We start from the raw sequence: 22,698 nt of genomic DNA, 5'->3' as shown, positions 1-22,698 counted from the left end.
CAGCAGTCCCTTTCCCACGCCCTTTTTCTTTGGAGCACGATGTTCACCCTTGAGAGCAGTGATGGCATACGTATCCATGTGCGCACCTGGTTGCCCGACGACATCCCCCGCGCGGTCGTACAGATCGCGCACGGTATGGGGGAGCACGCCGGGCGCTATGAGTCACTCGCGAAGACGCTGACCGAGCAGGGGTTCGCCGTGTACGCGAACGACCACAGGGGGCACGGTCTCACCCGGCATGCCGCACCGGGTCATCTCGGTGAGGACGGCTGGAACCGGCTGGTCGGAGACCTGGTGACGCTGTCGGAGCACATTCGGGAGGTGCTGCATCCCGGACTGCCGCTGGTGCTGCTGGGGCACAGCCTGGGGTCATTCGCCTCGCAGCAGTACGTGCTGCGCCACGCGCACCTGATCGACGGCCTCGTCCTGGCCGGGACCACGGCGGTCGACAGGATGCTCGCCGCCCAGTCTTCCGTAAGTCCAGACGTCGATCCCTTGCGTGCCCTCAACGCGTCGTTCGAACCGTCCCGGACGCCATTCGACTGGCTGAGCCGCGACCCCGCCGCGGTGGACGCCTATTTGGCCGACGCGCTGTGCGGGTTCAGTCTGGACGGCCAGGCCATGGGCGAGGTGGCGGTGGCGGCGGCGTCGCTGGCCGACCCTCAGGGCATCCCGCATGATCTTCCGATCTGTGTCCTGGTCGGTGATCACGACCCGCTCAACGCGGAGTTGGCCCTGAGCGACCTGCTGGTCGAGCGCTACCGACAGGCCGGGGTCCGGAACCTCACCTACCGCATCTACCCGGGAGCCCGCCATGAGCTGTTCAACGAGACCAACCGGGACGAGGTGGCCGCCGACCTGCTCGACTGGATGAACCACGCGCTGAAGTCCCCTCGCGACTGATCGCCGTCTGCCTGGCAGTCTGCCTGACCGTCTGCCTGGCCATCTGTGTGGCCCAGACCGCCATCCCGCTCGCGTCTCCGATCATTCGGAGAGATCTACCGGGACATCGCAGCATCGGCCGGCGCGTCGGTCTTGATCCCCGCCACGTCATCCTGCCGACGGCGAGGCCGAGGCGCCTGCAGGCCACTGACTGATCGAAGCCTGCCGAGGTCTGTCCGACGACCGCGGCACGACTGTCCGCCGACTCACATGCCCGACTCTCGCGAAGGAGATCCCCACGTGTTCCGCTTCTACCGCAGCACCATGTCCCGGATGGCCGCGCTGCAAGGCATCGCACTCCTGATCCTGCGGGCCGTGACCGGCTGGCTGTTCATCCTGCACGGCCTCCACAAGTTCACCCCCACCATCGCCGGCTTCGAGGGCGTCCTGAAGCCTCTCGGGCTGCCCGCGCCCGGCCTGCTGAGCGGGCTCATCGCCGGGTTCGAGATCGCGGCCGGCGCCCTCCTGATCGCCGGACTGCTGACCCGGGCCGTCGCTGTCCTGCTGTGTGCGGAGATGCTGGTCACCGGGTTCTGGGTCAAGCTGAGCGTCTGGCACCTGGGCGTCCTCGGCCCGAACGGCGCCGGCGGAGCCGAGGTCGACTTCATTTTCCTCGCGGTCTGTTTGCTGATCGTCGCCGCCGGCCCGGCTGTGCTGGCGGCCGATGCCGTACTCGGCCTTGAGCGATCCTCGCAAGACAGTGACACGGACAGCCGCAGGGACGGGACCCTCGCCGGGTCCTCCGCGTCATGACACCAGGATCGAGGCCGGGAACCGCCCCATCGCACGATCTTCGAGACACGACCCACAACCTTCGCGACACTGCCCAAATAGAACAGGTCACCAGGACATTGCTCGACAGCAGCACCTGGAAGGCCACGTCTTCTCCGGCTCAGGCCATGGCATCAGCGGCTTGGGCCAGGTGTACGACGCTGTCAGGCCCGCCACCGGCAAGACGCTGAGCCGCGTCGGCTGACGGCTCCCTCGCCGACAGACGTTGACAGGGCGGCCGAGCAGGCGGTGCGGGTCCAGAGGGAGCGGACTGCCTGGTGGGGGCGTCGGTTGGTGGATCGGGCGGGGTGGTCTGCTTCTGGTTGCTTTTCCTGGGTGTTTGGTTGGGTGGGGGTGGGGGGTTGGTGTGGGGGTGGGGGGTGTTTTCGGTCGTTGGTGTGTGGGGGTGTGGGTGGCGTGGTTGTGGGGGTGGGGTGGTGGGGGTGGGGGTGGGATGGGGGGTTCGGTCTGGGGTTTTCTGGTGTTTTGGGTGGGTGGTGGGGGTGGGTGTTCGGTGGGGGGTTGGCTGGTTCTGTTGGGTGGGGGCGGCGTGAGTCCGACCTCCATTGACAAACCGACTGTGCTGTTTTTTTATTGGTGGGGTCAGACGCAGCGGAGCACACGCGCCGGCGGCCACAGTGCTCGGGCCGTGTACCGGGCGGGTCTCCGGCCTGGACGGATGGGGGACGATGTGGACATCGAAGTGCTCGGGGTGCTGGCGATAGGGGAGAACGGGGTGTCGGTCGTGCCGACGGCGCCCAAGCCGCGGCAGGTGCTGGCGCTGCTGGCGTTGCATGCCGACCAGGTGGTTCCGGTGTCTGCTTTGGTGGAGGAGTTGTGGGGGAGTGAGCCGCCGCGCAGTGCGCGGACCACGCTGCAGACCTATGTTTTGCAGTTGCGGGATCTGTTGGCGCAGGCCCTGGCGCGGGGTGGGCAGGAGCGCTGCACGCCCAAGGACGTGCTGGCCACCGTGCCGGGCGGTTACCGGCTGCAGAGCCGTGATGGAGGGGTGGATTATCGGGAGTTCGAGCGGCGTGCGGGGGCCGGGTATCGGGCGATGGACGGGGAGGACTACGCCGGTGCCGCCCGGCGGCTGGCCGATGCGCTTTCGCTGTGGAGGGGGCCCGCGCTCACCGATATCCAGGCCGGCCCTTTGATCGCGATGGAGACCAAGCGGCTGGAGGAGGCCCGGTTGTGCGCGCTGGATCAGCGTATCGAGGCCGATCTGCGCCTGGGCCGCCACCGGGAACTGCTGCCGGAGTTGACGGTGCTGGTCAACCAGTACCGGATGCATGAGAGTCTGCACGGCCAGTTCATGCTCGCCCTGCACCGCTCGGGCCGGCGCGGCGAGGCACTGGACGTCTTCACCCGGCTGCGTTCCACTCTCGTCTCCGAACTGGGCCTGGAGCCGTCCTCGGCACTGAGCCGGCTGCAGCGCTCCATCCTCATGGTCCGCCCCGACACCCCCACCGCCCCCGCCCCCGCCTCCGCCGGCGGCGGGGCAGGGCGCCGTCTGGTGGCCCGCACCCACTGACATCGCCCCGCCCTGCCCGGTGTCCCCGTCCCCCCCGGGCGTTGCGGTTTCCCGGCCGTTGTCGGGCAGGCGGTGGGCCTGCCCTGGTGGCCCGTACCCGCTGACATCGCCCCGCCTGGTGTCTTCGTGCCCCCGGGCGTTGTGGTTTCGGCTGCTGTCGGGCAGGTGGTGGGCCTGCCCTGGTGGCCCGTACCCGCTGGCATCGCTCCGCCTGGTGTCTTCGTGCCCCCGGGCGTTGCGGTTTCGGCTGCTGTCGGGCAGGTGGTGGGCCTGCCCTGGTGGCCCGTACCCGCTGGCATCGCTCCGCCTGGTGTCTTCGTGCCCCCCGGGGCGTTGTGGTTTTCCGGCCGCTGTCGGGCAGGTGGTGGGCCTGCCCCGCCGATGCAGCCGGCGGACTGAAGGAATGCGGTCGGTGTTGGCCGAGGCCGGTCTCGCTCTGGCCGGCTGTGCCGGTGCCCGGCTGGTCGGTGTTTTCGGGGCGAGGGTCGGCCGGGACACGTTTCTGCGGTTGGTCGACGTTCTTCGTCAGCCCTCACTCGCGGTGGGTGCTGGTGATCCGCAGCCGTCATCGGATTTTCATGCCGTGGTGGTGTTTCCCGGTGGGTTCGGCCAGGGCTTCGAGGCGATCCTCATCTGCCTCGCCGACCACGTGGGCCCTGGATGACAAACGCAGCTGCCTCGAGGTCATCGCCCGTGATCTAGTGCCGGTCATGCCGTTGCTGATGCTGGATCTCGACAACACCCTGGTCGACCGCGATGCCGCCTTCCGGGACGCGGTGGCCGCATTTTTCACCGAGCATCGCCTGCCCGACGCCGATCTCACGTGGGTGATGGCTCTCGACGCCGGCGGTTATACCGCCCGCCGCGATGTCGCCGCGGCCTTGACCGGGCGGTACCGAGACACGGTGCCCACGACAGCCGTCCATGCCCTGCTCGACCATGGCGCTGCCGATCGCGTCGTCCTGGCCGACGTGTCCCGCGCGGCCCTGGGCAACGCAGTGGCCGGCGGCTGGACTTGCGTGATCGTCACCAACGGCCGCACTGCCCAACAGGAGGCCAAGATCCGTCACACCGGACTTGACCGGCTCGTCCAGGGCTGGGTGATCTCCGAGGCGGTCGGCCGCAAGAAACCGGAACCGGGAATCTTCCACGCTGCCGCGGATGCCGTCGGAGCGTCCCTCGCGGGTGCGTGGGTCATCGGCGATTGCCCGCATGCCGACATCGCCGGCGCCATCGCGCTCGGGCTTCGCAGCGTGTGGGTGTCGAACGGACAGACGTGGGCCCGGGACTCCTACCGGCCCACCCGTGTCGCCGAGGACGTCGCGACCGCGATCGACCACGTCGTCACAGCGACGAGCTAGGAGTTCCGGGCCGGGCATCGGTCGGTGCGGCACAGTCCATGGGTCTCTGCCCGGTCCCGTGGCCTGTGTCCATGGCCGCCGAGGACTACCTTTCGACGATTGATGTGTCGGCCGTGCAGCCGTTCCCGGAGCCGACCTACGTCGACGCCTTCGGAGGCGGTGGGCCAGAGCATCAGGTGCGTGTACTGCAGGGCAGTCGGGCTTTTTGGGATGACGACGACGGGCAGCCCTGGGGTGAGGCCGAAGCCGGACTGCAGGCCTGTCTCGAGGGGCTGGTGGCACGTCTGGCGACTCGATGGGGCCATGTGTTCGTCGTGGGCCTCGGTCCGTATCTCAGTGCCGGCTGCGGGGAAGGGCGCGTGCTTGAGCCACTGGACTATCTCGGCCAACAGGCCATGAGCATGCAGGTGTGGGCGCTTTCCGGCAGCGGTCGTTGGCTCGCATTGAGGATCGGCCAGGCGGCAAGGAGATGCCACTCATACTGTTCGTCGCGGTCGGCCATGCCGCCGCGCTCGACCACGTCGGCGAGGAGCGCGTCGAGCCCTGCCTGGATGAGCCGGCCGGATCCGACGTGCCTGCCGAAGGCTCGCTCGCGCGCGAGGTGGCTGAGCTGCTTGAGGGCGTCATCGGGGGTCATCAGCGTCTTCTCGGCCGGCGTCGGGGAGAAAGAGGCTCGCACATCCGCCGACGCTGCTGCATCGCGTTTTGCTTCGACCCGGCCCGACCCGGCTCGACCCGACCCGGCTCGACCCGGCTCGACCCGAGCCGACCCGAGCCGACCCGAGCCGACCCGACTCGACTCGACTCGACTCGACTCGACTCGAGCCGACAGGTGATCTCCTCAGGTGATGTTCATCGCGGGCTTCCTGCCCGGGGCCGGCACGGTCACTGCGCCAACCGGTCACAGCGGCTCTTGAGGTTCGATTTCACGGTGGCGCAAGCTCACTGAGTCCGCCCTTGACGCACGGCAACGTCCCGGCCGCTGCTATCCGGTGGTGTTGACGGTGGTGGGGCGGGGCGCTGCCTGAGGGGCCCGCACGCTTGGAGAACGCCCTTGGCGTGCCTGCGGGGTCGCGGCGCTGGCGGCCGCTGCTGGTGGTGCGACGGGTGGGGGAGTTGTGTGGCGGCCGGTGCCTGGTGGGGCGGTCCTCGTTTCCGGGCGGGCGGGGCCGTGGTGTCGGTCCGTCGTCCCGGCCCTGGCCTGCTGGCCCTGCGCGGTCTTGCCGTCGGTGCTGTGGTGTCTCCGGCGGCGGATTCCTGTCGGGCTTTGCCCCCGGCCCCGCCGCCGATGCCGCGTTTCTCGCCCCTGGGGTGCCGTGTTCCTGGCCCGTGGGGTGCCGCGTCCTCGCTTTTGGGGGTTGGGGGTTGGGGGTGGCGGGTTGGGGCCGGGTTGGGGGTTAGGGGGTGGTGGTGAGGATGGTTGCGGTGTTGTGGCCGCCGTGGCCGCGGGCGATGACGAGTGCGGTGGTCAGGTGGGGGTGGGGGCGGGGGGTGTTCAGGACGAGGTCGAGGTGGTGGGTGGGGGCGGGGTGGGTGGTGGCGGTGGTGGGGGGGATGATGCGGTGGCGTAGTGCCATCAGAGCGGCGGCGAGGTCGAGCGCGGCGCCGCCGGCTCCGAGGCGGCCGGTCATGGTTTTGGGGGCGGTCACGGGGACGGCGTGGGGGCCGAACAGGGTGGTCAGGGCGGTGCTTTCGGTGTGGTCGGCTGCGGGGTGTGCGGCGGCGTCGGCGAAGACAACGTCGATGTGGGCGGGTGTCATGTGGGCGTCGTGGAGGGCGAGTTCGCAGGCTTGTTGCAGGCGGGGCTGGCCGGGGCCGTCGAAGGTGGCGGCGTAGCCGGCGATGATGCCGTAGCCGGCGTGGCCGCGCCGGGCGGCGTGGTGGGTGTCTTCGAGGACGAGGAGGGCGCCGCCTTCGCCGATGAGGTGGCCGTCGGCGTGGGTGTCGAAGGGCCGGTAGGCGTGGGTCGGGTCGGGGGTGGGGCTCAGGTGTCCGCCGGCGAGGTGGGCTGCCCATCCCCAGGGGCACAGGGTGGAGTCGATGCCGCCGGTGATCATCAGGGTGGCTCCGTGGCGGATGCGGCGTCGGGCGCGGGCGAGGGCGTCGATGGCGCCGGCCTGTTCGCTGATGATGGTGGAGGCGGGGCCGTTGAGGTGGTGGTGGATGGCGATCTGGGCGGGGCCGGCGGCGTGGAAGTAGGCGGCCGGCTGGTAGGCGCTGACGTGGGCCGGGCCGCGGCCCCATAGGGCGGCCAGTGCGCGTTGGCCGGTTTCGGCGCCGCCGGCGCTGCTGGCGGTGATCACTCCGGCGCTGTAGGGCGGGAGTGTGTCCAGGTCGGCGCCGGCGTCGGTGAGGGCCTCCTGGGCGGCCATCATCGCGATGCGGGTGATCCGGTCGGTCTGGGGCAGCAGCCGGCTGGGGATGTGCTCTTCGTCGACGAAGCCGGGCAGCTCGCCGGCGATCTTGACGGGGTAGGGGGAGGGGTCGAAGCGGGTGATGGGGCCGATGCCGCTGCGGCCGGCCAGCAGTGCCTGCCACCAGGCGTCCACGCCCAGCCCGTTGGGCGCGGCCACCCCGATCCCGGTGACCACCACTCGCCGGTGCCGCCCGCCGCCCGCGACCGGTGCCGGGCCGCGGGCTGTCTCCGCGCCGCCGCCCGCGCCGCCCGCGCCGCCCGCGCCGCCCGCGCCGCCCGCGCCGCCCGCGCCGCCCGCGCCGGGGGCGCCGGGGGCGCTGGGGTGGTGGGGGTTCTCGCGGCGTCCGGGTTGTGGTTGCCGGGGGTGTGGTTGCTGGGGGTGTGGGTGTGAGGGTGGTGGGGGGTCATTGGGTGGCCTGGAGGAGGGGGCGGGTGAGGAGGGTGGCGGTGTGGAGGCCGCCGAAGCCGCTGGCGACGTTGAGGACGGTGTGGGTGCGTTGGGTGCGGGCGGTCAGGGGGGTGTAGTCGAGGTCGCAGGCGGGGTCGGGGGTGTGGAGGTTGGCGGTGGGGGGGATGGTGTCGTGGCGGATGGTCAGGCAGCCGGCCACGGCGTCGAGGGCGCCGGCGGCTCCCAGGGTGTGTCCGATCATGGATTTGATGGAGCTGATGGGGATGGTGCGGGCGTGGTCGCCCAGGGCTGTTTTGAAGGCGTGGGTTTCGTGGCGGTCGTTGGGGCGGGTGCCGGCGCCGTGGGCGTTGATGTAGTCGACGTCGACCGGGTTGAGGCGGGCCGCGTTCAGGGCGGTGGTGATGGTGGCGGCGAGGTCCTGGCCGCCGGGGCGCAGTGCGGTGATGTGGTGGGCGCTGGCCAGGGAGGCGAAGCCGGCGATTTCGGCGTAGGGGAGGGCGCCGCGGCGGCGGGCGTGCTGGAGTTCTTCCAGGACGAGGACGGCGGCGCCCTCGGCCAGGACGAAGCCGTCCCGGGTGCGGTCGAAGGGGCGGCTGGCGGTGGCGGCCTCGTCGTTGCGGGCGCTGGTCAGCCGGATGCGGTCGAAGCAGGCGGTGGCGATCGGCGCGATCGGGGCTTCGGCGCCGCCGGCGAGGACCACATCGCAGGCGCCGTCGGTGATCAGGTCCGCGCCGTGTCCGATGGCGTCCAGGCCGGAGGTGCAGCCGCTGGAGATCAGGGCGACCGGGCCCTGCGCCCCGTGGGCGCGGGCGACTTCGGCGGCCAGCGAGCTGGGGACGAAGTAGTCGTAGAGGCAGTCGGCGGCCCGGGTGTGGTCGACTTCCCAGGTGGTGCCGCAGTTGCTGAGCAGGGCGTACTGGGTGGCCAGGGCGGTGGTGCAGCCGATCGCGCTGCCCAGGCTCACTCCCCGGCGTAGTGGGTCGCCGGTGTTGTCCAGGCCGCTGTCGGCCATCGCCTCGCGCGCGCTGACCAGGGCGAACTGAGCGGTCCGGTCCAGGCGTTCGCTCTCGGGGCGGGAGAAGCCGTGGGCCGCAGGGTGGAAGTCGACTTCGGCGGCGATGCGGGAGCGGCGGGTGGAGGCGTCGAAGAGGGTGATGGTGCGGGTGGCGGTGCGGCCCGCGGTCAGCAGCGACCAGAAGGCGTGCGTGCCCACCGCGCCCGGCGCCACCACCCCCACCCCGGTGACGACGACCCGTCTCATCGGTCTTCCCCCGGCTCTGTGATGACGGCCCCTGTCATAGGCCGTGCCCCGCCCTGGTGAGGGCGATCGGTCTCATCGGGTTTTCCCCTGCAGGGCCAGCTGGTGCCGGCAGGCCTGGCCCACCAGCTGTGGCAGTTCCGCGTGGGGGGCGAAGAAGTGATCGCCGGTCACGGTGTGCCGGGTGATCGGTCCGCTGGCCCACTGCTGCCAGGTGCCCAGCGATTCGGGGGCCGCGAGGGGGTCCTGGCTGCCGCCGAAGACGACCACCGGGCAGGCCACGGGGCCGCCGGTGGCCTCATCCAGTGCGGCCCGGCGCAGGGAGCGGGCCAGCCGCAGGTCGTCGCGGAGCACCGGCAGCACCGTCCGGCGCCACAGCCCGCCCGGACCACCGGCCGCTCCCGCGGGCAGCGAGCCGAGATCCCCCAGCAGGGGCAGCAGGTCCTCCTCGGGCAGGTCGGCGGCGCTCACCAGGGCGGTCGCGGTGTGCGGGGGCAGACAGGCGCCCACCGCCAGCAGCAGCGGCGCCGGCGCCCCCACCTCCTCCAGCGCCCGGGTCAGGGTGTAGGCGACCAGCGCGCCCAGGCTGTGCCCGTACAGCGCATACGGCCCCTTTTCGGCCCCCTGCAGCAGGGTGGGCAGCAGGTCGGCCAGCAGGGCGTCACGGCTGGTCACCCGCGGCTCGCGGCGCCGGCCGTCCCGGCCCGGCAGCGGCAGGGCGAGAACGTCGATCGCCGGGGACAGGGCCGCGGGCCAGGTGCGATAGCTGCTCACGCCCGCCCCCGCGTGGGCCAGGCAGTACAGCCTGACCCGCCCGCCTCCCGCCGTGCCGGCCTGCGTCCGCGAAGCCATGTCCCTCCCCGTCCCCTCTCACTGCTCGCCTCTCGCCCCATCCGGCCCCGTGCCGGATCGGGCCCTCCCGCCCGGGCGGGAGGCACGATCACTGCCGCGCCCGGTCGGCCGAGCTTGGCAACCCGGGCTCGGGCGGCGCTCGACCGCGCCGCTCATCACCCCCGCCCGCCCCCCGGCGCGCGCCATTGCAGCCGCTCCCGCACGGCTGCACACCCGCACTGGGGCACCCCACCGGCCGCCGGCCGGGGTGCAGGGGCGGTGCGGTCAGGCGGCGTACAGGTCGAAGGTGGAGGTGCGTCGCGGGCCGGCGATGATGTCCAGGCGGGGGTCGACGGCGAGCATCGCCTGGTGCAGCCTTTGCAGCTGCGGGGAGGGTTCCACGCCGAGTTCGTCGATCAGGCGGTGGCGCAGCCGGCGGTAGACGTCGAGGGCGGCGGCCTGCCGGCCCGAGCGGTACAGCGCGACCATGGCCTGCGAGTGCAGTCCCTCGTGCTGGGGGTGGCGGGCCACCAGGTCCGTCAGTTCCGCGAGCAGTTCCACATGCCGGCCCAGCCGCAGGTCGGCGTCGATGCGCCGTTCCTGGGCGACCAGGCGGCTCTGTTCCAGCCGCATCACCTCGATCTCCAGGATCGGCCCGACCCGCACGTCCACCAGCGCCGGTCCCTCCCACAGATCCAGTGCCTGGCGCAGCAGCGCGGCGGCGCGGGCGTCCTCGCCCTCCTCGAAGGCCTGGCGGCCCTCCAGGACCAGGCGTTCGTAGCGGTAGACGTCGACCGCGTCGGTGGGGATCTGCAGCAGATAGCCGCCATAACGGGTGGCGAGCACGTCCTTGGCCGAGCCGGGCACGTCGGGGCCCATGGCGGTGCCCAGCAGCCGGCGCAGCTGCAGGATGTAGGTCTGCAGTGTGGTCAGCGAGCTCTGGGGGAGTTCCGAGCCCCAGATCTCCTCCATGATCGTCGGTACCGGCACCACCCGGCCCGGGGACAGGGCCAGCAGCGCCAGTACCTGGCGCGGCTTGCCCGCGGTCGGCACGATCGATATTCCGTTGACTTCGGCATTCAACGCACCCAGGACTTTTATGTTCATGATTCCCTCCGCGCCGTAAAGGCGGCCATCGGATCAGAGCGTCGAGCTGGGCTCAAAATACTGTCGCTTTTTGGGGCCGCAGGTGATTGATGCGGTCCGATCGCGAGGGGATCCATACATTTCACGGAGCGAGGTGCAAGGAATGTTCGAGTCCCGCTCGAGCGGGATGCGGGGCGCGGCTGCAGGGCGGGCGGCTAGCTTTTCGGCCATGGAGAGCCATGCGGTGCAGGCGCGGCACGCGCCCGCCATCAACCCGCTCGTTCAGGGCCTGTTGGGCCGTCTGGCCGGGCGGGGCAGGGATCAGTTCCTGCCGCACGTGCCCGACGCCGAGCTGGCTCACGTGCTCGGCGCCTATCAGCGCCTCGCTTGCGGGGGAGGTTTTCTCCAGGGATGCGCCGCACCCTCCTGAAGATCCCTCGAGGAATAGTCCACTGGCGGGCCGCAAACCGCCGCCGAACGCCTTTCCCGCCGCAGCCTGCCGTTATCGTGCACACGGCGGATTTAAGGCTCGTCGGCCCGGTGAGGACGCGATGGAATTGAGGATTCTGGGTCCGGTCGAGATCTACGACGACCGCACCGGGACGGCCTGGGTGCCCACGGGTGCCAAGCAGCGGGCCCTGCTGGGAGCCCTCACCGTCAAGGCCGGCCAGGTGGTGCCCGTCGACCGGCTCGTCGACGAACTGTGGGCCGAACGCCCCCCGGCCGGCGCCGCCAACGCCCTCCAGGCCCACATCGCCCGGCTGCGACGGCTGCTGCCCCCACCGCCCCCGCCCGCCGCCCCACCGCCCCCGCCCGCCGGCGCGCCCCCGCCCGCCGGCGGGCCGGCCGCGGCCCGGCGCGAGCATGCGTGGCTGGTGACCCACCCGCTGGGCTACGTCCTGCACGCGGGCCGCACCCCCACCGACGCCCAGCGCTTTGCGTGCCTGCTCACCCAGGCACGCACCCAGGCCGCCGCCGAACCCGCCCGCGCCCAACGCCTCCTGCGCCAGGCGCTGGCCCTGTGGCGCGGACCGGCCCTGGAAGGCTGCGGGCGCGGCACCATCTGCTCCACCGAGGCCGCCCTGCTGGAGGAGAACCGGCTGCTGGCCCTGGAAGAGCTCTACGACACCTGCCTGCGCCTGGGCCAGCACCGCCGGCTCACCGCGGAACTGCAGGAACTGACGGCCGCCCACCCGCTGCGCGAACGCTTCTACGAACTGCTGATGAGCGCACTGCACCGCACCGGCCGCCAGGCCGAGGCCCTCGCCGTCTACGAACAGGCCCGCCGCAGGCTCCTGCACGAGTTGGGCATCGAACCGGGCCCGCTGCTGCACGCCCGCATGCAGGCCATCCTCCACCGCCGCCCCGACCCGGCACCCCACCCGACCGCCCCGCCACCGCTCCCGCCCCCCGCCGACGACAGCCCAATAGACGGCCACACCCCCTACGACCGCCCCCAGGACCAGCACACACCCGCCCCGCACCCCACCCCGCCCCACACCCGGCCCCGCACCCGGCGGGAGGGCCGCGGGGACGGCCCGCCGCCCGCCGGCCGCCCCAGCGGGACCGGGACACGCGCATGGCGCCCCGCCGACCCATCCGCACCGACACCGCACGAAGCACACACAGCGCCGCCGGGCGGGCCGCAAGGGGCGGGCGACGGCGACCTCGACCTGCGGCTGCTGCACGAGGAGATCGCCCAGCTGCGCCACCGCCTGGAAACCCTCGCCCGCGAACAGCGGGATGTGACCGACCGCCTCGACCGCCTCACCGCCTGGCGCGCACCCGCACCGTGACACCACCGCGCGGCGCTCCCCGGCACCGGCCCTCCTTGCCGACCGCCCCCTTTGGTCTGCAGAGCCGGTGCTCACTCTGGTTCAGGCGGCCCAGCGGCGTCCCGGCCGGGGCCGGTCCATCTCCTGGGCCAGGCGGTGTTCCAGTGGGGTCAGTCCGGTCTCGGGCAGGAGTTGTTCGGGGTGCCCGGCGGGCGGGTCGTGGTACAGCGCGCTGTGGCGCACGTGCATCTCGGGGTCGGTGACGCCGAGGGTGTGCAGCATGCCCACGGCGACCAGGCCGTCCCAGACGCCGCGCAGATACCGGTATGCGCAAAAGCCGTCCTGCCGTCCCACGGGTGTGCTCCTTTCCTCCTCCCCGCCGCCGTCCGGGCGGTAGGGGGAAGCCACCGTGCGCCGTGGGGGTCGAGGAAACGCCCAGCGGCGCTGGAGCGCGGCTGGGGCGCGCCCCGCCCGCCCGGCCGCCGCAGCGCCCCGCCGGCATCGGGCCGGGCCTGCTCAACCACGGCGCGGCCGCGCCCGCCCGCCTGCCCTGGGGGCGGGGGTGTTCGAGCCGGACGCGAGTGGCGTGCGGCCGCCTGTCGAGCGGTTCCGGACAGCATCGCCGTGGCGGCCGCCGAAGGGCCGGGCGGCCGGGCGGCGGGGTGCGGCCGCCGGCCCTTCGGCGGCCGTGCAGGAGCCGCAATGAGCCGCAATGAGCCGCAATGGAACGACACAAGGGGTGTGAGGATGACGGATACGCGCGTGCACCGGGTGGTGTCGGAAGTGACCGCATCGGCCCCGGCCGGCGTGTTGTACGGGCTGATCGCCGATGCCACCCAGTGGCCGCTGTTCTTCGCGCCCTGTCTGCATGTGGAGCAGCTGGACTTCGACGGCACTCATGAGCGGCTGCGGATGTGGGCCGACGCGGGCGGCGCGATCGCCTCCTGGGTCACCAGCCGCCGCCTGGACGTCGGCCGCCACCGGGTGGAGTTTTCTCACGAGGTCCCCGCCGCCCCGGTGGATTCCATGAGCGGGGTGTGGACCGTCCAGCCGCTGGGCGACCGCTGTCAGGTCACCCTCGCCCACGCCTTCAGTGTCCGCGGTGACGCCCCCGACGACGTCGCCCGGCTCACCCGGATCACCCAGGCCAACAGCCGCGCCCAGCTGGACCGCCTGGCCTGGCTGGCCGAGCGCTGGCCGCGCCTGGACGACCTGGTGCTCTCCTTCGAGGACACGATCGCCCTCAAGGGGCCCGCCGAAGTCGTCTACGACTTCTTGTACCGGGCCGCACAGTGGCCCGACCGGCTGCCGCACGTGCACAGCGTGCACCTGGCCGAGGACAGCCCGGGTGTGCAGACGATGGCCATGGCCAGTGTCGGCGCCGACGGCACCGTCCACTCCACCGAGTCGGTGCGTATGTGCTTTCCCGCCGCCGGGCGGATCGTGTACAAGCAGACCCGCACCGCGCCCCTGCTGGCCTCCCACACCGGCGAGTGGTGCGTGGATCCCGACGAGTCCGGCGTCACGGTGCGCGCCCGGCACACCGTGCTGCTCCGCGAGGACGCCATCGCCCCCGTCCCGGGCCTCGACGCCACGGTCCAGGACGCCCGCGGCCGGCTGCGCGAGGAACTCGGCGCCGCCGGCCTGGTGGTGCTGCACCGGGCCGCGCGGCACGCCACCGGCGCGGTCCGCATCCTGTGAGCGCCGCCCCGCACCCCGCCGCCGCCCGTCGCCTGCCCGCCCCCGGTGCTGAACCGGGGCAGGCGGCCCGGCTGGAGGCGGCCCTGGGCGATCCCGCCGACCCGGCCAACCCCCACGGGCAGCTGGCGCTGCTGCGCGCCGACGACGCCCGCGCCGTGCCCGAGGCCACCGAGGCACTGCTGATGCGGGCGGGCCTGCACGCCGAGTTCGTGCCGGCCCATCTGGGCGGGTGCCTGAGCGACCTGGAGCGCCTGGCCCGGGTGCTGCGCCCGGTCTTCCGCCGCGACCTCGCCCTGGGCTACGGCTTCGGCATCACCTCGCTGTTCGCCGCGTCCTCGGTGTGGACCGCCGGGAACGGCGCCCAGCAGCACACCCTGGCCCGGGTGCTGCTGGAGGGCGGCCGGGTGGCGATCGTGCACCGCCAGGTCGCCCACGCCAACGCCATCTTGCGTAACGAACTGACCGCCACCCCCACCGGCGAGGGCGGCTTCGTCGTCAACGGCCGCAAGGACGCCGTCATCAACGCCGACCGCACCGAGGTGTTCGTCACCTACTGCCGCACCGCCGAGAAGGACGGCCCCTCCAGCCACTCGGTGCTGTTGCTCGGACCCCAGCCACCCGCCACCGGCCGGGTGGTGCGCACCGCACGGGTGGCGACCCCGGGCATGCGCAGCGCCCGCTTCCACGGCATCGAACTGAGCGACGTCACCGTGCCCGGCTCGGCCGTCGTCGGCGCGGTCGGCGACGGCGTGCCGCTGGCTTTGCGCAGCTTCCAGATCAGCCACTGCCTGGTGCCCGCCACCGTCCTCGCCGGCGTCGACAGCGTGCTGCGCCAGGCGGTCCGCGCGGCCACCGAACACCGCACCGACCAACAGCCGGCCCGGCGCTGGCACAAGACCCTCGCCGGGGTCTTCGCCGACCTGCTCGCCTGCGACGCCATGGCCGTCACCGGCCTGCGCGCCCTGAGCCTGGCCCCGCAGGACGCCTACCTGCCCGCCGCGGCCGTCAAATACACGATGCCCGACATGCTGCGCGAGGACCTGGAGGAACTGGCCGCCGTGCTCGGCGCCCGCGGCTACGACCGCGGCCCCATCTACGGGGGCTTTCAGAAACTCGCCCGGGACCTGCCGGTGGCCGGCCTGGGACACTCCGGCACCGCCGTGTGCCAGGCGGTCCTGGTGCCCCAGCTGCCGCGGCTGGCCCGCACCACCTGGTTCACCGCCGCCGAGCCACCCGCACAGCTGTTTCGGCCCGGCACGCCGCTGCCCGCCTTCGACCACCACACGCTCGCCCACTTCGGCAGCGGCGACCTGCTCTCGGCCACGCTCGTCGCCGCCGCCGAACGCCTCACCACCCACCCCCGCCCCGGCCCCGTCCCCACCGCGCTGGCCCACCTCGCGCACCGCTTCGTCACGGAGCTGAAGACCCTGCAAAAGCGGTGCGCGGCACTGCCCGGCGCCACCGGCACCGCCTTCGACCCCCTGGCCTGCGTACTGGCCGACCGCTACGCCCTGATCCTGGCCGCCGCCGCCTGCCTGGGCGTGTGGGAGCAGGCCGACGACGGCAGCTTCCTCGCCGACCCGGCCTGGGCCGTGGTGGCCCTGACCCGCCTGGGCCGCAGACTCGGCCTCCAGGTGCCCGACCTTCCCGCCCCCGCGCAGGCCCGCGGTCCTGGCCGAGGTCCTCCAACGCTGCCGCGACCAACGCAGCCTCGACTTGTACGCAACCCCCCTGGCCGGCTGATGCCCCCTCACCCCCAACCCAGATCCGCACCCCCTCCCAGTCCCGGACCCGGCCCGCATCCGAGCGGCCCGACCCGGCCGGCCGCAGGGCAGTGGGGGACACCACCCCCGCACCCGGCCTGCCGGGCCCGGGTGGGACGGCACAGCGCGACACGACCGCCACAAGGAGGACGATGAGCCAGGTCACCTGCGCCCAGCCTCTTCACGTGCCCAGGCCGGCAGGCCCCTGGCACACCGTCCGGGACGACCTCGCCCAGCGCGGCAACGCGCTGGTGTACACGACGTGGACCGAGTGGCTGCCCAGTGTGCTGACCCACCCGCGGCTGCCCGAGCTGATCGGCGCGGACTGGGACCGCTACCGGGGCACCGCCGATCCCCGGGTGCGCCACCGCTTCGCAGCCGCCCGGCTGCTGATCAAGTACACGGCCGCCGCCGCCCTGAACCTGCCGCCCGAGTACCTCGACCTCGCCTACGGCCTGGGCGGCCGGCCCTATCTGCGCGGCTTCGACCAGCTGGAGGTGAGCCTGAGCCACACCGGGGACCTGCTGGCGGTCGGGCTCAGCCGCACCGGCCGGATCGGCGTGGACGTGGAGTTCGCGGACCGCTTCGTGCGCCTGGACCTGCTCACCTCCCGGGTGCTCACTCCCGCGGAGTCCCAGGAGATCGCCGCCCTGCCGCAGCACGAACGGACCGCCTACGTGCTGCGGCTGTGGACGCTGAAGGAGGCCTACACCAAGGCGCTCGGGCAGGGCATGCGGCTGGGCTTTCAGGAGTTCGGCTTCAGCCGCGGCGGCCGGCTGCTGGCTCCCGACGGCAGCACCGCCACCCGCGGGGAGTGGGGCTTTGCCACCCACCGGGTGCTGGAGCGCTACCTGCTCAGCGCCGCCTGCCACGACGCCGGACTGAGCCCGGCGGGCGACATGTCCGTGCACACCATGCTCGACCCGGCACTGCTGTCCGCGATGGACCCCCCGACCGGCACGCACTGATGGCGCTGTTCCCGGCACCGGCGGCGAACACCACCGGGCCCCACCCCCCTGCACCGCGCCCCGCACCGTGCGGCCGGCCATCGTGCGGCGAGGCAGGTGCCGCCGCACGGCGGCACAGCGAGACGGACCCGGCCGCCGGGTCAGGAGACTTGCTCACTGGCTTCGTCTGCGAGCGGGCGCTCTGCCAGCATGACGGCGGCCACGATGCGCTTGCCGACGGGCTCGCGGTGCCTCTCGAGACTCCGGCACAGGGCCATGACCATCTCCAGGCCGTGCCGGCCCACCCGGTCGGTCGGGTCCCTGAGCCACGGACAGGGACGGGTCGCTGTCCCACACCGTCACCTCCACCGCGCCGTCACCGGCCTCCAGGGTCAGCCGGCAGGGGCCCGGCGCGTATGTGCGGGCGTTGGCCACCCGCTCGCTGACCACCAGCCACCCACGGCGCGGTCGGGCACCGGCACACCGTGCACCCGGTGCACATCTGCCAGCAACGAGCGGGCCGGACGGCGGGCCGCGGAGATGTTCTCGCCGCCCCCGAAGGCCTCGCCCACCGTGAGGGGACGGTCCGTGAAGGACTCACGGCCGCCGTCGTCTCGGACCGGTGGATCCATGCCGTCCGCCGCACTTTCGAAGCGCCGACCGTGAACCCACACCCCCTGCCCACCCCGCAAGTCCGTCCTCACCGGACGGCACCCCCCTGCCCGGCGAAGACGACCGCCCCACGGGGTGCGGCCAGGAACACCGAGCACAGCACACCACGGGCCCTGCTCACCCCGCACGCCCGCACCCCTCACCGCCCCTCCCCGCGCGGTGGCGATCTGAACCCGCACACCACCTCGCCCCGGCCGCAGGTGCGGCCCGGCCGGGCTCGAGCCGCCCAGGGGCGGTCCTGAAGGGGTGTCAGCGCACGGTCAGCGGCATGTGTGCGGGCCGCCCCATGATGGGCCGGGCAGGGGCACGCCCCCGGGCCGCCGGTTCCCCCCGGCCCGGTGACCTGCCCGTGCAGCGGGGGAGCGGACCGTGGAGGAGGGTGTTTCGATGGCAGGGCCGGCTCGCCCACGATTCTGGCAGTGGCCTGCCGGCACCGGCCCCACCGGCCGGGCCGGCCTGCGTGGGGCGGGGCGGCCGGTGCGGCCGGTGACCTGGCAGCAGTACGAGGCGCTGCTGGACTCCTTCACCGACCGGCACAGCGGCCGGCACCTCGAGCAGCTGTCGTGGGTGTGGCGCGGGCCGCTGGACCTGCACCGCTTCACCGCGTCCTGGCAGTCGGTCGTGGACAGAGAAACGATTCTGCGCACCGGGTGCGCCCTGCGGCCCGCCCCCACCTCCTGCTGCACGCCCGGGCCCGCGCCGACGTCGTGCACCACCGCGCCGGCAGCGCTAAGTGGCCGGAGCTGCTGGAGGCCGACCGGCGGCGCGGCTTCGACCTCGCCCGTCCCGCCCCGCTGCGCCTGACCCTGCTCGATGCGCCCCCCGGAGGCGCCGGTGTGGGGCCTGCGACCCGGGTGCTGCTGACCTTCCACCACGCGCTGCTGGACGCCTGGAGCGCATGGCTTTTGCAGCAGGAGTTCACCCGCGCCTACCTCGCCGGCGGCGCCCTGCCCGGCGGCCAGCGCCGCCCGGACATCGGGGACTGGACCAGCTGGCTGGAGCGCCAGGACCCGGCCGCCGCCCGCGCCTTTTGGAGCGGTGCCGCCGCGCCCGGACGCATGGTGCTGCTGCCCGCGGCGGCCGGGCCGAAGACAGGCCAGAGCGGCAACGGCCGCGCCGAGACGGTCTTGAGCCGGGCCGAGGCCGGGCGGCTGCACCGCTGGGCCGCCGCCCAGGCCGTGTCCGACTCCAGCGTCCTGCACGCGGTGTGGGCGCTGCTGCTGCACCGCGCTGCCGCCGCCGGTGCGCCGGCCACGGTCCGCTTCGCGGTCACCGCCACGGGGCGCGGCATCGCCCTGGACGCCGCCGAACGGCTGGTGGGGCCGCTGCGCACGCTGCTGCCCCTGACCGTGCGGATCACCCCGGCGCACCGGCTGGAGCAGCTGCTGGCCGCGCTGCGCGACCGGGCGCTGGACATGGCCGCCTACGAGTGGGCCTCGCTCGGGCAGGTGCGGCAGTGGGCCGGCCACGCCCGCACCGCGCGCGTGGCGGACAGCCTGGTCTGCCTGGAGACCCTCCCGCGCCGGCCGGCCGCGCTGCGCGCCGGCCTGGCGGCCGCCGGGATCGGCTTCGAGCAGCAGCACACCGGCGGCGCGCACACCGGCTTCCCCTGGCCCTGCTCGCCCGCCCCGGCGCCGACGGCTCGCTGGCACTGGCCGTCCTGCACGACCGGGCCCGGATCGGCGATGGCGACGCCGGCCGGCTGCTCGCCCACTGCCTGCGGCTGCTGCGGCACCTGCCCGACACCGGCCGCAGGCCACCGTCGCCGACGTCCTGGCCGTACTGGGCACCGAGGAGGTGCCACGCGCGGCCCCCGCACACCAGCCCCCACACCAGCCGGCCCGGCGGCTCGGGCGGCCCTCCACGGGCGGCCCGGCCTCCATCGAGGGCCGCCCGAGCGAACGTTGACACCCTGGGGCGACCGACGCGAGGGAGGCGCCCATGCACGACGACGCACACACGTTCCGCGATCCGGCGCGGCCGCGTCCGCAACCCGCCCGGCCCCCGGCGCCCCGCCGCTGCGGCTGGCCGGAGCCGAGGACGACGAGGACGACACCATCGTCCGCGGCATCGACTGACCCCCGGGCGCCCGCCGCCCGGTCACGTCGGACCGCCTCTGCCTGTCTTTTGTGAACGTAAGGACGCCAGACGATGTCTTTGCCCCAGCAGCGTCCCGCCGCGGCGGGACGCCCCGCCGTGCGGCTGCCCGCCTCCGCGGAGGCGTTCTTGAACGACTCCGCGCATGTCGCCGCCTTCACCACGCTCAGGCCGGACGGGACGCCGCACGTGGCGCCGGTGCGCTTCACCTGGGACGCCCGCTCGGGCCTGGCCCGGGTGATGACGGTCGCCTCCGCACGAAAAGCCCGCAACCTGCTCGCCGCGCCCGGCGGCCGGGTCGCGCTGTGCCAGGTGGACGGATTCGCCTGGATCACGCTCGAGGGCAGCGCCACCGTGGTCAGCGATCCCGCGCGGGTGGCGCTGGGCGCGCAGCTGTATGCGCGGCGGTACTGGTCCGCGCCGCCCGACCCGCCCGGCCGGGTGGTCATCGAGATCGCCGTGGACCGGGTCCTCACCCTCAACACCTGAAGCAGGCCGGCCCCCCCAAAAAAGACGGGGACCACCGGCCCACTCGGCGCGGGAAAGGCCGCCGGCGCCGCCCGACTCACCAGCCCGGCGCCACCCCGCTCAGCCCAGGGCCACCCCGACGCAGACCCGGCGCCCTCGGGTTCAAGCCTTGGCACCACCCCAGTGCACACCCCGGCGCTCCCTCGCTTCAGGCGCTGGTAGCCGGCGGTTTCAGGCGGCAGTGCCCCTGGCTCAGCCCCCGGTCCTTCGCGGCTTGGGCGCCGGCGGCCGGCGGGTTCAGGCGGTGGTGCCACCCGGCTCCAACCCCGGCGCCACCCCGGCTCGCACCCCGATACCGCCCCGGCTCGCACCCCGATGCCGCTCGTTCACCGCCCCGGGTCCGGAGCTTGGTGCTGCCGGCTCAGGCCGCCGGTGCGGGGGAGCCGTCGGCCCACAGCAGCCGGAAGGACAGCCGGGACAGGCGCCAGCCGTGCGGGGTGCGGCGGGCGGTGCCGTCGACGAAGGTGCCGGTGGCGAACAGCGGCGCCAGCCCGCCGGCCACCTGACGGGCGTGGTGCACATGCGTGGAGATCAGGTTGGCGCGCAGGGTGGCCTCCTCGCCGTCGAGGTCGACCAGCGGGGCGCTGCCGTGGTGCTGGGTGCCGGCGAACGCCGACAGCGCCGCGGCGTGGTAGTCGGCCATACCGGCCCGGCCCTGATGGCGGCTCATGGGGAAGGCCACCACCGCGTCAGGGGTGAACAAGGCGGCCGCCCAGGCGTCGTCGAGGGTGTCCTCGCTGTCGTCGAGGGAGAGCAGATACCGGCTCAGCAGTGCGGCGATCTCGGCGCGGGATTCCGCCGGCGACTCGGATTTCGTTGCATCTTCATCAATGCTGCGGGTGTAGGTCATACCTGAGAATGCCGCGCTCCGCCCCTTGTCCGGCAACCCTTCTGACAAAGCTCTGACATAGTCCGCATTCTTATGGACTTCATGGTCGAAAACCTGTACCGGCGGCTATTTACGGCCGTCTGCGGCGCTGGCAATACTGGCCGGACACCAGTGGGGAGAAGGGTCATATGAGCGACTTCGATACGGACGTCATAGTGGTGGGAGCCGGTCCCACCGGACTCATGCTCGCGGGTGAATTGAGACTCAATGGAGTCTCGGTCACGGTGCTGGACAAACTCGCCGAGCCTATTCGCCAGTCGAGGGCTCTGGGTTTTTCGGCGCGGACGATCGAGGAATTCGCGCAGCGGAATCTGATGGCCCGTTTCGGTGAGGTGGGGGTCATCCCCGTCGGTCACTTCGGCGGGGTCGGCCTGGACTACCAGGTGATCGAGGGTGGCTCCTTCGGGGCGCGCGGCATCCCGCAGGCGCGCACCGAGGGCGTCCTGGGCGGCTGGGCGGCCGAGCTGGGCGCGCAGGTGCGCCGCGGCGTGGAGGTCACCGGCCTGCGCACGGACGAAGACGCGGTGAGCGTCAAGGCCCCGCACCGGGACGGCGAGATCGAACTGCGCGCCCGCTACCTGGTGGGTTGCGACGGCGCCCGCAGCGTGGTGCGCACGGCCGCCGGCATCGACTTCCCCGGCACCGAACCCACCATCGAACTGCGCTTCGCCGACGTGGCCGGCATCCGGCTGCGCCCGCGGTTCAGCGGCGAGCGCGTGCCCGGCGGCATGGTCATGGTGATGCCGCTGGGCCCGGACCGCAGCCGGGTCATCTACTTCGACCGCGACCAGCCGCTGCGCACCAGCCCCGGCCCGATCACCTTCGAGGAGGTCGCGAGGCCTTTGGAGCGGCTGTCGGGGGAGGACATCAGCGGCGCCACCCCGCTGTGGGTCAGCTCCACCACCGACGTCAGCCGGCAGGCCGCCGCCTACCGCAAGGGCCGCATCTTCCTGGCCGGCGATGCCGCCCACATCCATCTGCCCATCGGGGCGCAGGGGATGAGCGCGGGCATCCAGGACGCGGTCAACCTCGGCTGGAAGCTGGCCCTGGCGGTCCAGGGCCGCGCCGGCGAAGCCCTGCTGGACAGCTACCACGACGAACGCCACCCGGTGGGCGCCCGCATCCTGACCAACACGCTGGCCCAGCGCACCCTCTACCTGGCGGGGAGGAGATGGCCCCGCTGCGCGAGGTGTTCGCCGAACTCGTCGACGGCTACGACTCGGTGCGGCGTCTGCTGGCCGGCATGGTCACCGGCCTGGACATCCGCCACGACGTCGGGAGGGCGAGCACCCGCTGCTGGGGACGGCGCCTGCCGGAGCGGGAGCTGGTCGTCGACGGCGAGAAGGTCTCCAGCTTCAAGCCTGCAGCACACCGGCCGTCCGTGCTGCTCGAGCTCGGCGCGACCACGGGCTGCGCACGGCGGCGGCCGGACTGGGCCGGCCGGGTCGACGTGGTGGCCGCCGACTTCGACTGCGAGGCGCCCGTTGGACGGCATCCTCCTACGCCCCGACGGCTACGTCGCCTGGGTCGCGCCCGCGGGGCCGGCGCCGACGGCCTGGCGCCTGCGCTGCACCGCTGGTTCGGCCCGGCCGACTGACACACCCCCCAGCCCCGGCCCCCGGCCGTCCAGCCCCTCCGCCCCGGCCTCCGGCCGTCCACCTCCTCCGGGCCCCGGCCCTCGCCGGCTTCGCCGGCCCTCAGCCCCCTGCCCCTGTTCT

General features: G+C 73.2%; 20 protein-coding genes. 13 read left to right on the top strand and 7 right to left on the bottom strand.

Annotated elements, in window-relative coordinates; genetic code table 11:
- The first annotated feature begins 39 nt into the window (after nucleotides 1-39).
- From LN251_RS28170 to LN251_RS28150, 5 genes are all read left to right on the top strand, one after another.
- Nucleotides 40-903 carry an alpha/beta fold hydrolase gene (locus LN251_RS28170; RefSeq protein WP_458246997.1) on the top strand — a complete coding sequence of 288 codons (864 nt, stop codon included), beginning with the start codon at nucleotides 40-42 and terminating at the stop codon, nucleotides 901-903.
- Between the two features lie 279 nt (nucleotides 904-1,182).
- On the top strand, nucleotides 1,183-1,695 hold the full coding sequence (locus tag LN251_RS28165) for a DoxX family protein (protein ID WP_458246996.1): 513 nt from the start codon (nucleotides 1,183-1,185) through the stop codon (nucleotides 1,693-1,695).
- A 709-nt stretch (nucleotides 1,696-2,404) separates the two neighbouring features.
- Nucleotides 2,405-3,247 (top strand): AfsR/SARP family transcriptional regulator, encoded by an 843-nt coding sequence (locus tag LN251_RS28160; protein ID WP_458246995.1) that lies wholly within the window; start codon nucleotides 2,405-2,407, stop codon nucleotides 3,245-3,247.
- 412 nt (nucleotides 3,248-3,659) lie between these two features.
- Entirely contained in the window at nucleotides 3,660-3,911 is a 252-nt protein-coding gene (locus tag LN251_RS28155) for a hypothetical protein (RefSeq protein ID WP_458246994.1), read from the top strand.
- A gap of 46 nt (nucleotides 3,912-3,957) precedes the next feature.
- Entirely contained in the window at nucleotides 3,958-4,608 is a 651-nt protein-coding gene (locus LN251_RS28150; protein ID WP_458246993.1) for an HAD family hydrolase, read from the top strand.
- Nucleotides 4,609-4,984: 376 nt separating this feature from the next.
- Here LN251_RS28150 and LN251_RS28145 read toward each other — a convergent pair whose 3' ends face one another.
- From LN251_RS28145 to LN251_RS28125, 5 genes are all read right to left on the bottom strand, one after another.
- Nucleotides 4,985-5,245, bottom strand: coding sequence for a hypothetical protein (locus LN251_RS28145; RefSeq protein ID WP_458246992.1), 261 nt, complete (start codon nucleotides 5,243-5,245; stop codon nucleotides 4,985-4,987).
- 760 nt (nucleotides 5,246-6,005) lie between these two features.
- A complete protein-coding gene (locus LN251_RS28140; RefSeq protein ID WP_458246991.1) occupies nucleotides 6,006-7,202 on the bottom strand; it encodes a beta-ketoacyl synthase N-terminal-like domain-containing protein in 1,197 nt (398 codons plus the stop codon).
- 226 nt (nucleotides 7,203-7,428) lie between these two features.
- Complete coding sequence (locus LN251_RS28135) at nucleotides 7,429-8,694, bottom strand: beta-ketoacyl-[acyl-carrier-protein] synthase family protein (protein WP_458246990.1); 1,266 nt, start codon at nucleotides 8,692-8,694, stop codon at nucleotides 7,429-7,431.
- Nucleotides 8,695-8,766: 72 nt separating this feature from the next.
- On the bottom strand, nucleotides 8,767-9,543 hold the full coding sequence (locus LN251_RS28130; RefSeq protein WP_458246978.1) for a thioesterase II family protein: 777 nt from the start codon (nucleotides 9,541-9,543) through the stop codon (nucleotides 8,767-8,769).
- A 264-nt stretch (nucleotides 9,544-9,807) separates the two neighbouring features.
- A complete protein-coding gene (locus tag LN251_RS28125) occupies nucleotides 9,808-10,629 on the bottom strand; it encodes an AfsR/SARP family transcriptional regulator (RefSeq protein WP_458246977.1) in 822 nt (273 codons plus the stop codon).
- Nucleotides 10,630-10,837: 208 nt separating this feature from the next.
- Here LN251_RS28125 and LN251_RS28120 point away from each other — a divergent pair, with 208 nt between their 5' ends.
- Nucleotides 10,838-11,038 carry a hypothetical protein gene (locus LN251_RS28120; RefSeq protein ID WP_458246976.1) on the top strand — a complete coding sequence of 67 codons (201 nt, stop codon included), beginning with the start codon at nucleotides 10,838-10,840 and terminating at the stop codon, nucleotides 11,036-11,038.
- Between the two features lie 121 nt (nucleotides 11,039-11,159).
- A complete protein-coding gene (locus LN251_RS28115) occupies nucleotides 11,160-12,404 on the top strand; it encodes an AfsR/SARP family transcriptional regulator (RefSeq protein WP_458246975.1) in 1,245 nt (414 codons plus the stop codon).
- Between the two features lie 81 nt (nucleotides 12,405-12,485).
- On the opposite strand, the gene LN251_RS28110 is transcribed toward LN251_RS28115, so the two are convergent.
- Entirely contained in the window at nucleotides 12,486-12,737 is a 252-nt protein-coding gene (locus LN251_RS28110) for a DUF6059 family protein (RefSeq protein WP_458246974.1), read from the bottom strand.
- A gap of 393 nt (nucleotides 12,738-13,130) precedes the next feature.
- Between LN251_RS28110 and LN251_RS28105 the strand changes: the two genes are divergently transcribed.
- The 5 genes from LN251_RS28105 to LN251_RS28085 all read left to right on the top strand — a co-directional run bounded on the left by LN251_RS28105 (nucleotide 13,131) and on the right by LN251_RS28085 (nucleotide 20,052).
- Entirely contained in the window at nucleotides 13,131-14,084 is a 954-nt protein-coding gene (locus LN251_RS28105) for an aromatase/cyclase (RefSeq protein ID WP_458246973.1), read from the top strand.
- Nucleotides 14,081-16,003 (top strand): acyl-CoA dehydrogenase, encoded by a 1,923-nt coding sequence (locus LN251_RS28100; protein WP_458246989.1) that lies wholly within the window; start codon nucleotides 14,081-14,083, stop codon nucleotides 16,001-16,003. Before LN251_RS28105 ends, LN251_RS28100 begins: the two co-directional genes overlap by 4 nt.
- A gap of 29 nt (nucleotides 16,004-16,032) precedes the next feature.
- Complete coding sequence (locus tag LN251_RS28095) at nucleotides 16,033-16,815, top strand: 4'-phosphopantetheinyl transferase family protein (protein ID WP_458246971.1); 783 nt, start codon at nucleotides 16,033-16,035, stop codon at nucleotides 16,813-16,815.
- A 1,301-nt stretch (nucleotides 16,816-18,116) separates the two neighbouring features.
- A complete protein-coding gene (locus tag LN251_RS28090) occupies nucleotides 18,117-19,544 on the top strand; it encodes a condensation domain-containing protein (RefSeq protein ID WP_458246988.1) in 1,428 nt (475 codons plus the stop codon).
- Between the two features lie 73 nt (nucleotides 19,545-19,617).
- Entirely contained in the window at nucleotides 19,618-20,052 is a 435-nt protein-coding gene (locus LN251_RS28085; protein WP_458246969.1) for a pyridoxamine 5'-phosphate oxidase family protein, read from the top strand.
- Between the two features lie 400 nt (nucleotides 20,053-20,452).
- On the opposite strand, the gene LN251_RS28080 is transcribed toward LN251_RS28085, so the two are convergent.
- Nucleotides 20,453-20,941, bottom strand: a complete 489-nt coding sequence (locus tag LN251_RS28080) for a nuclear transport factor 2 family protein (RefSeq protein WP_458246968.1) — start codon at nucleotides 20,939-20,941, stop codon at nucleotides 20,453-20,455.
- Nucleotides 20,942-21,108: 167 nt separating this feature from the next.
- Here LN251_RS28080 and LN251_RS28075 point away from each other — a divergent pair.
- Nucleotides 21,109-22,698, top strand: a 1,590-nt coding sequence (locus LN251_RS28075; protein WP_458246987.1) for an FAD-dependent monooxygenase, incomplete at its 3' end; no start/stop codon positions are given.

Source organism: Streptomyces sp. MAI_2237 (assembly GCF_054189285.1).
The sequence above is the reverse complement of the archived record's forward strand: the minus strand, read 5'-3'. Positions and strand labels throughout refer to the sequence as shown.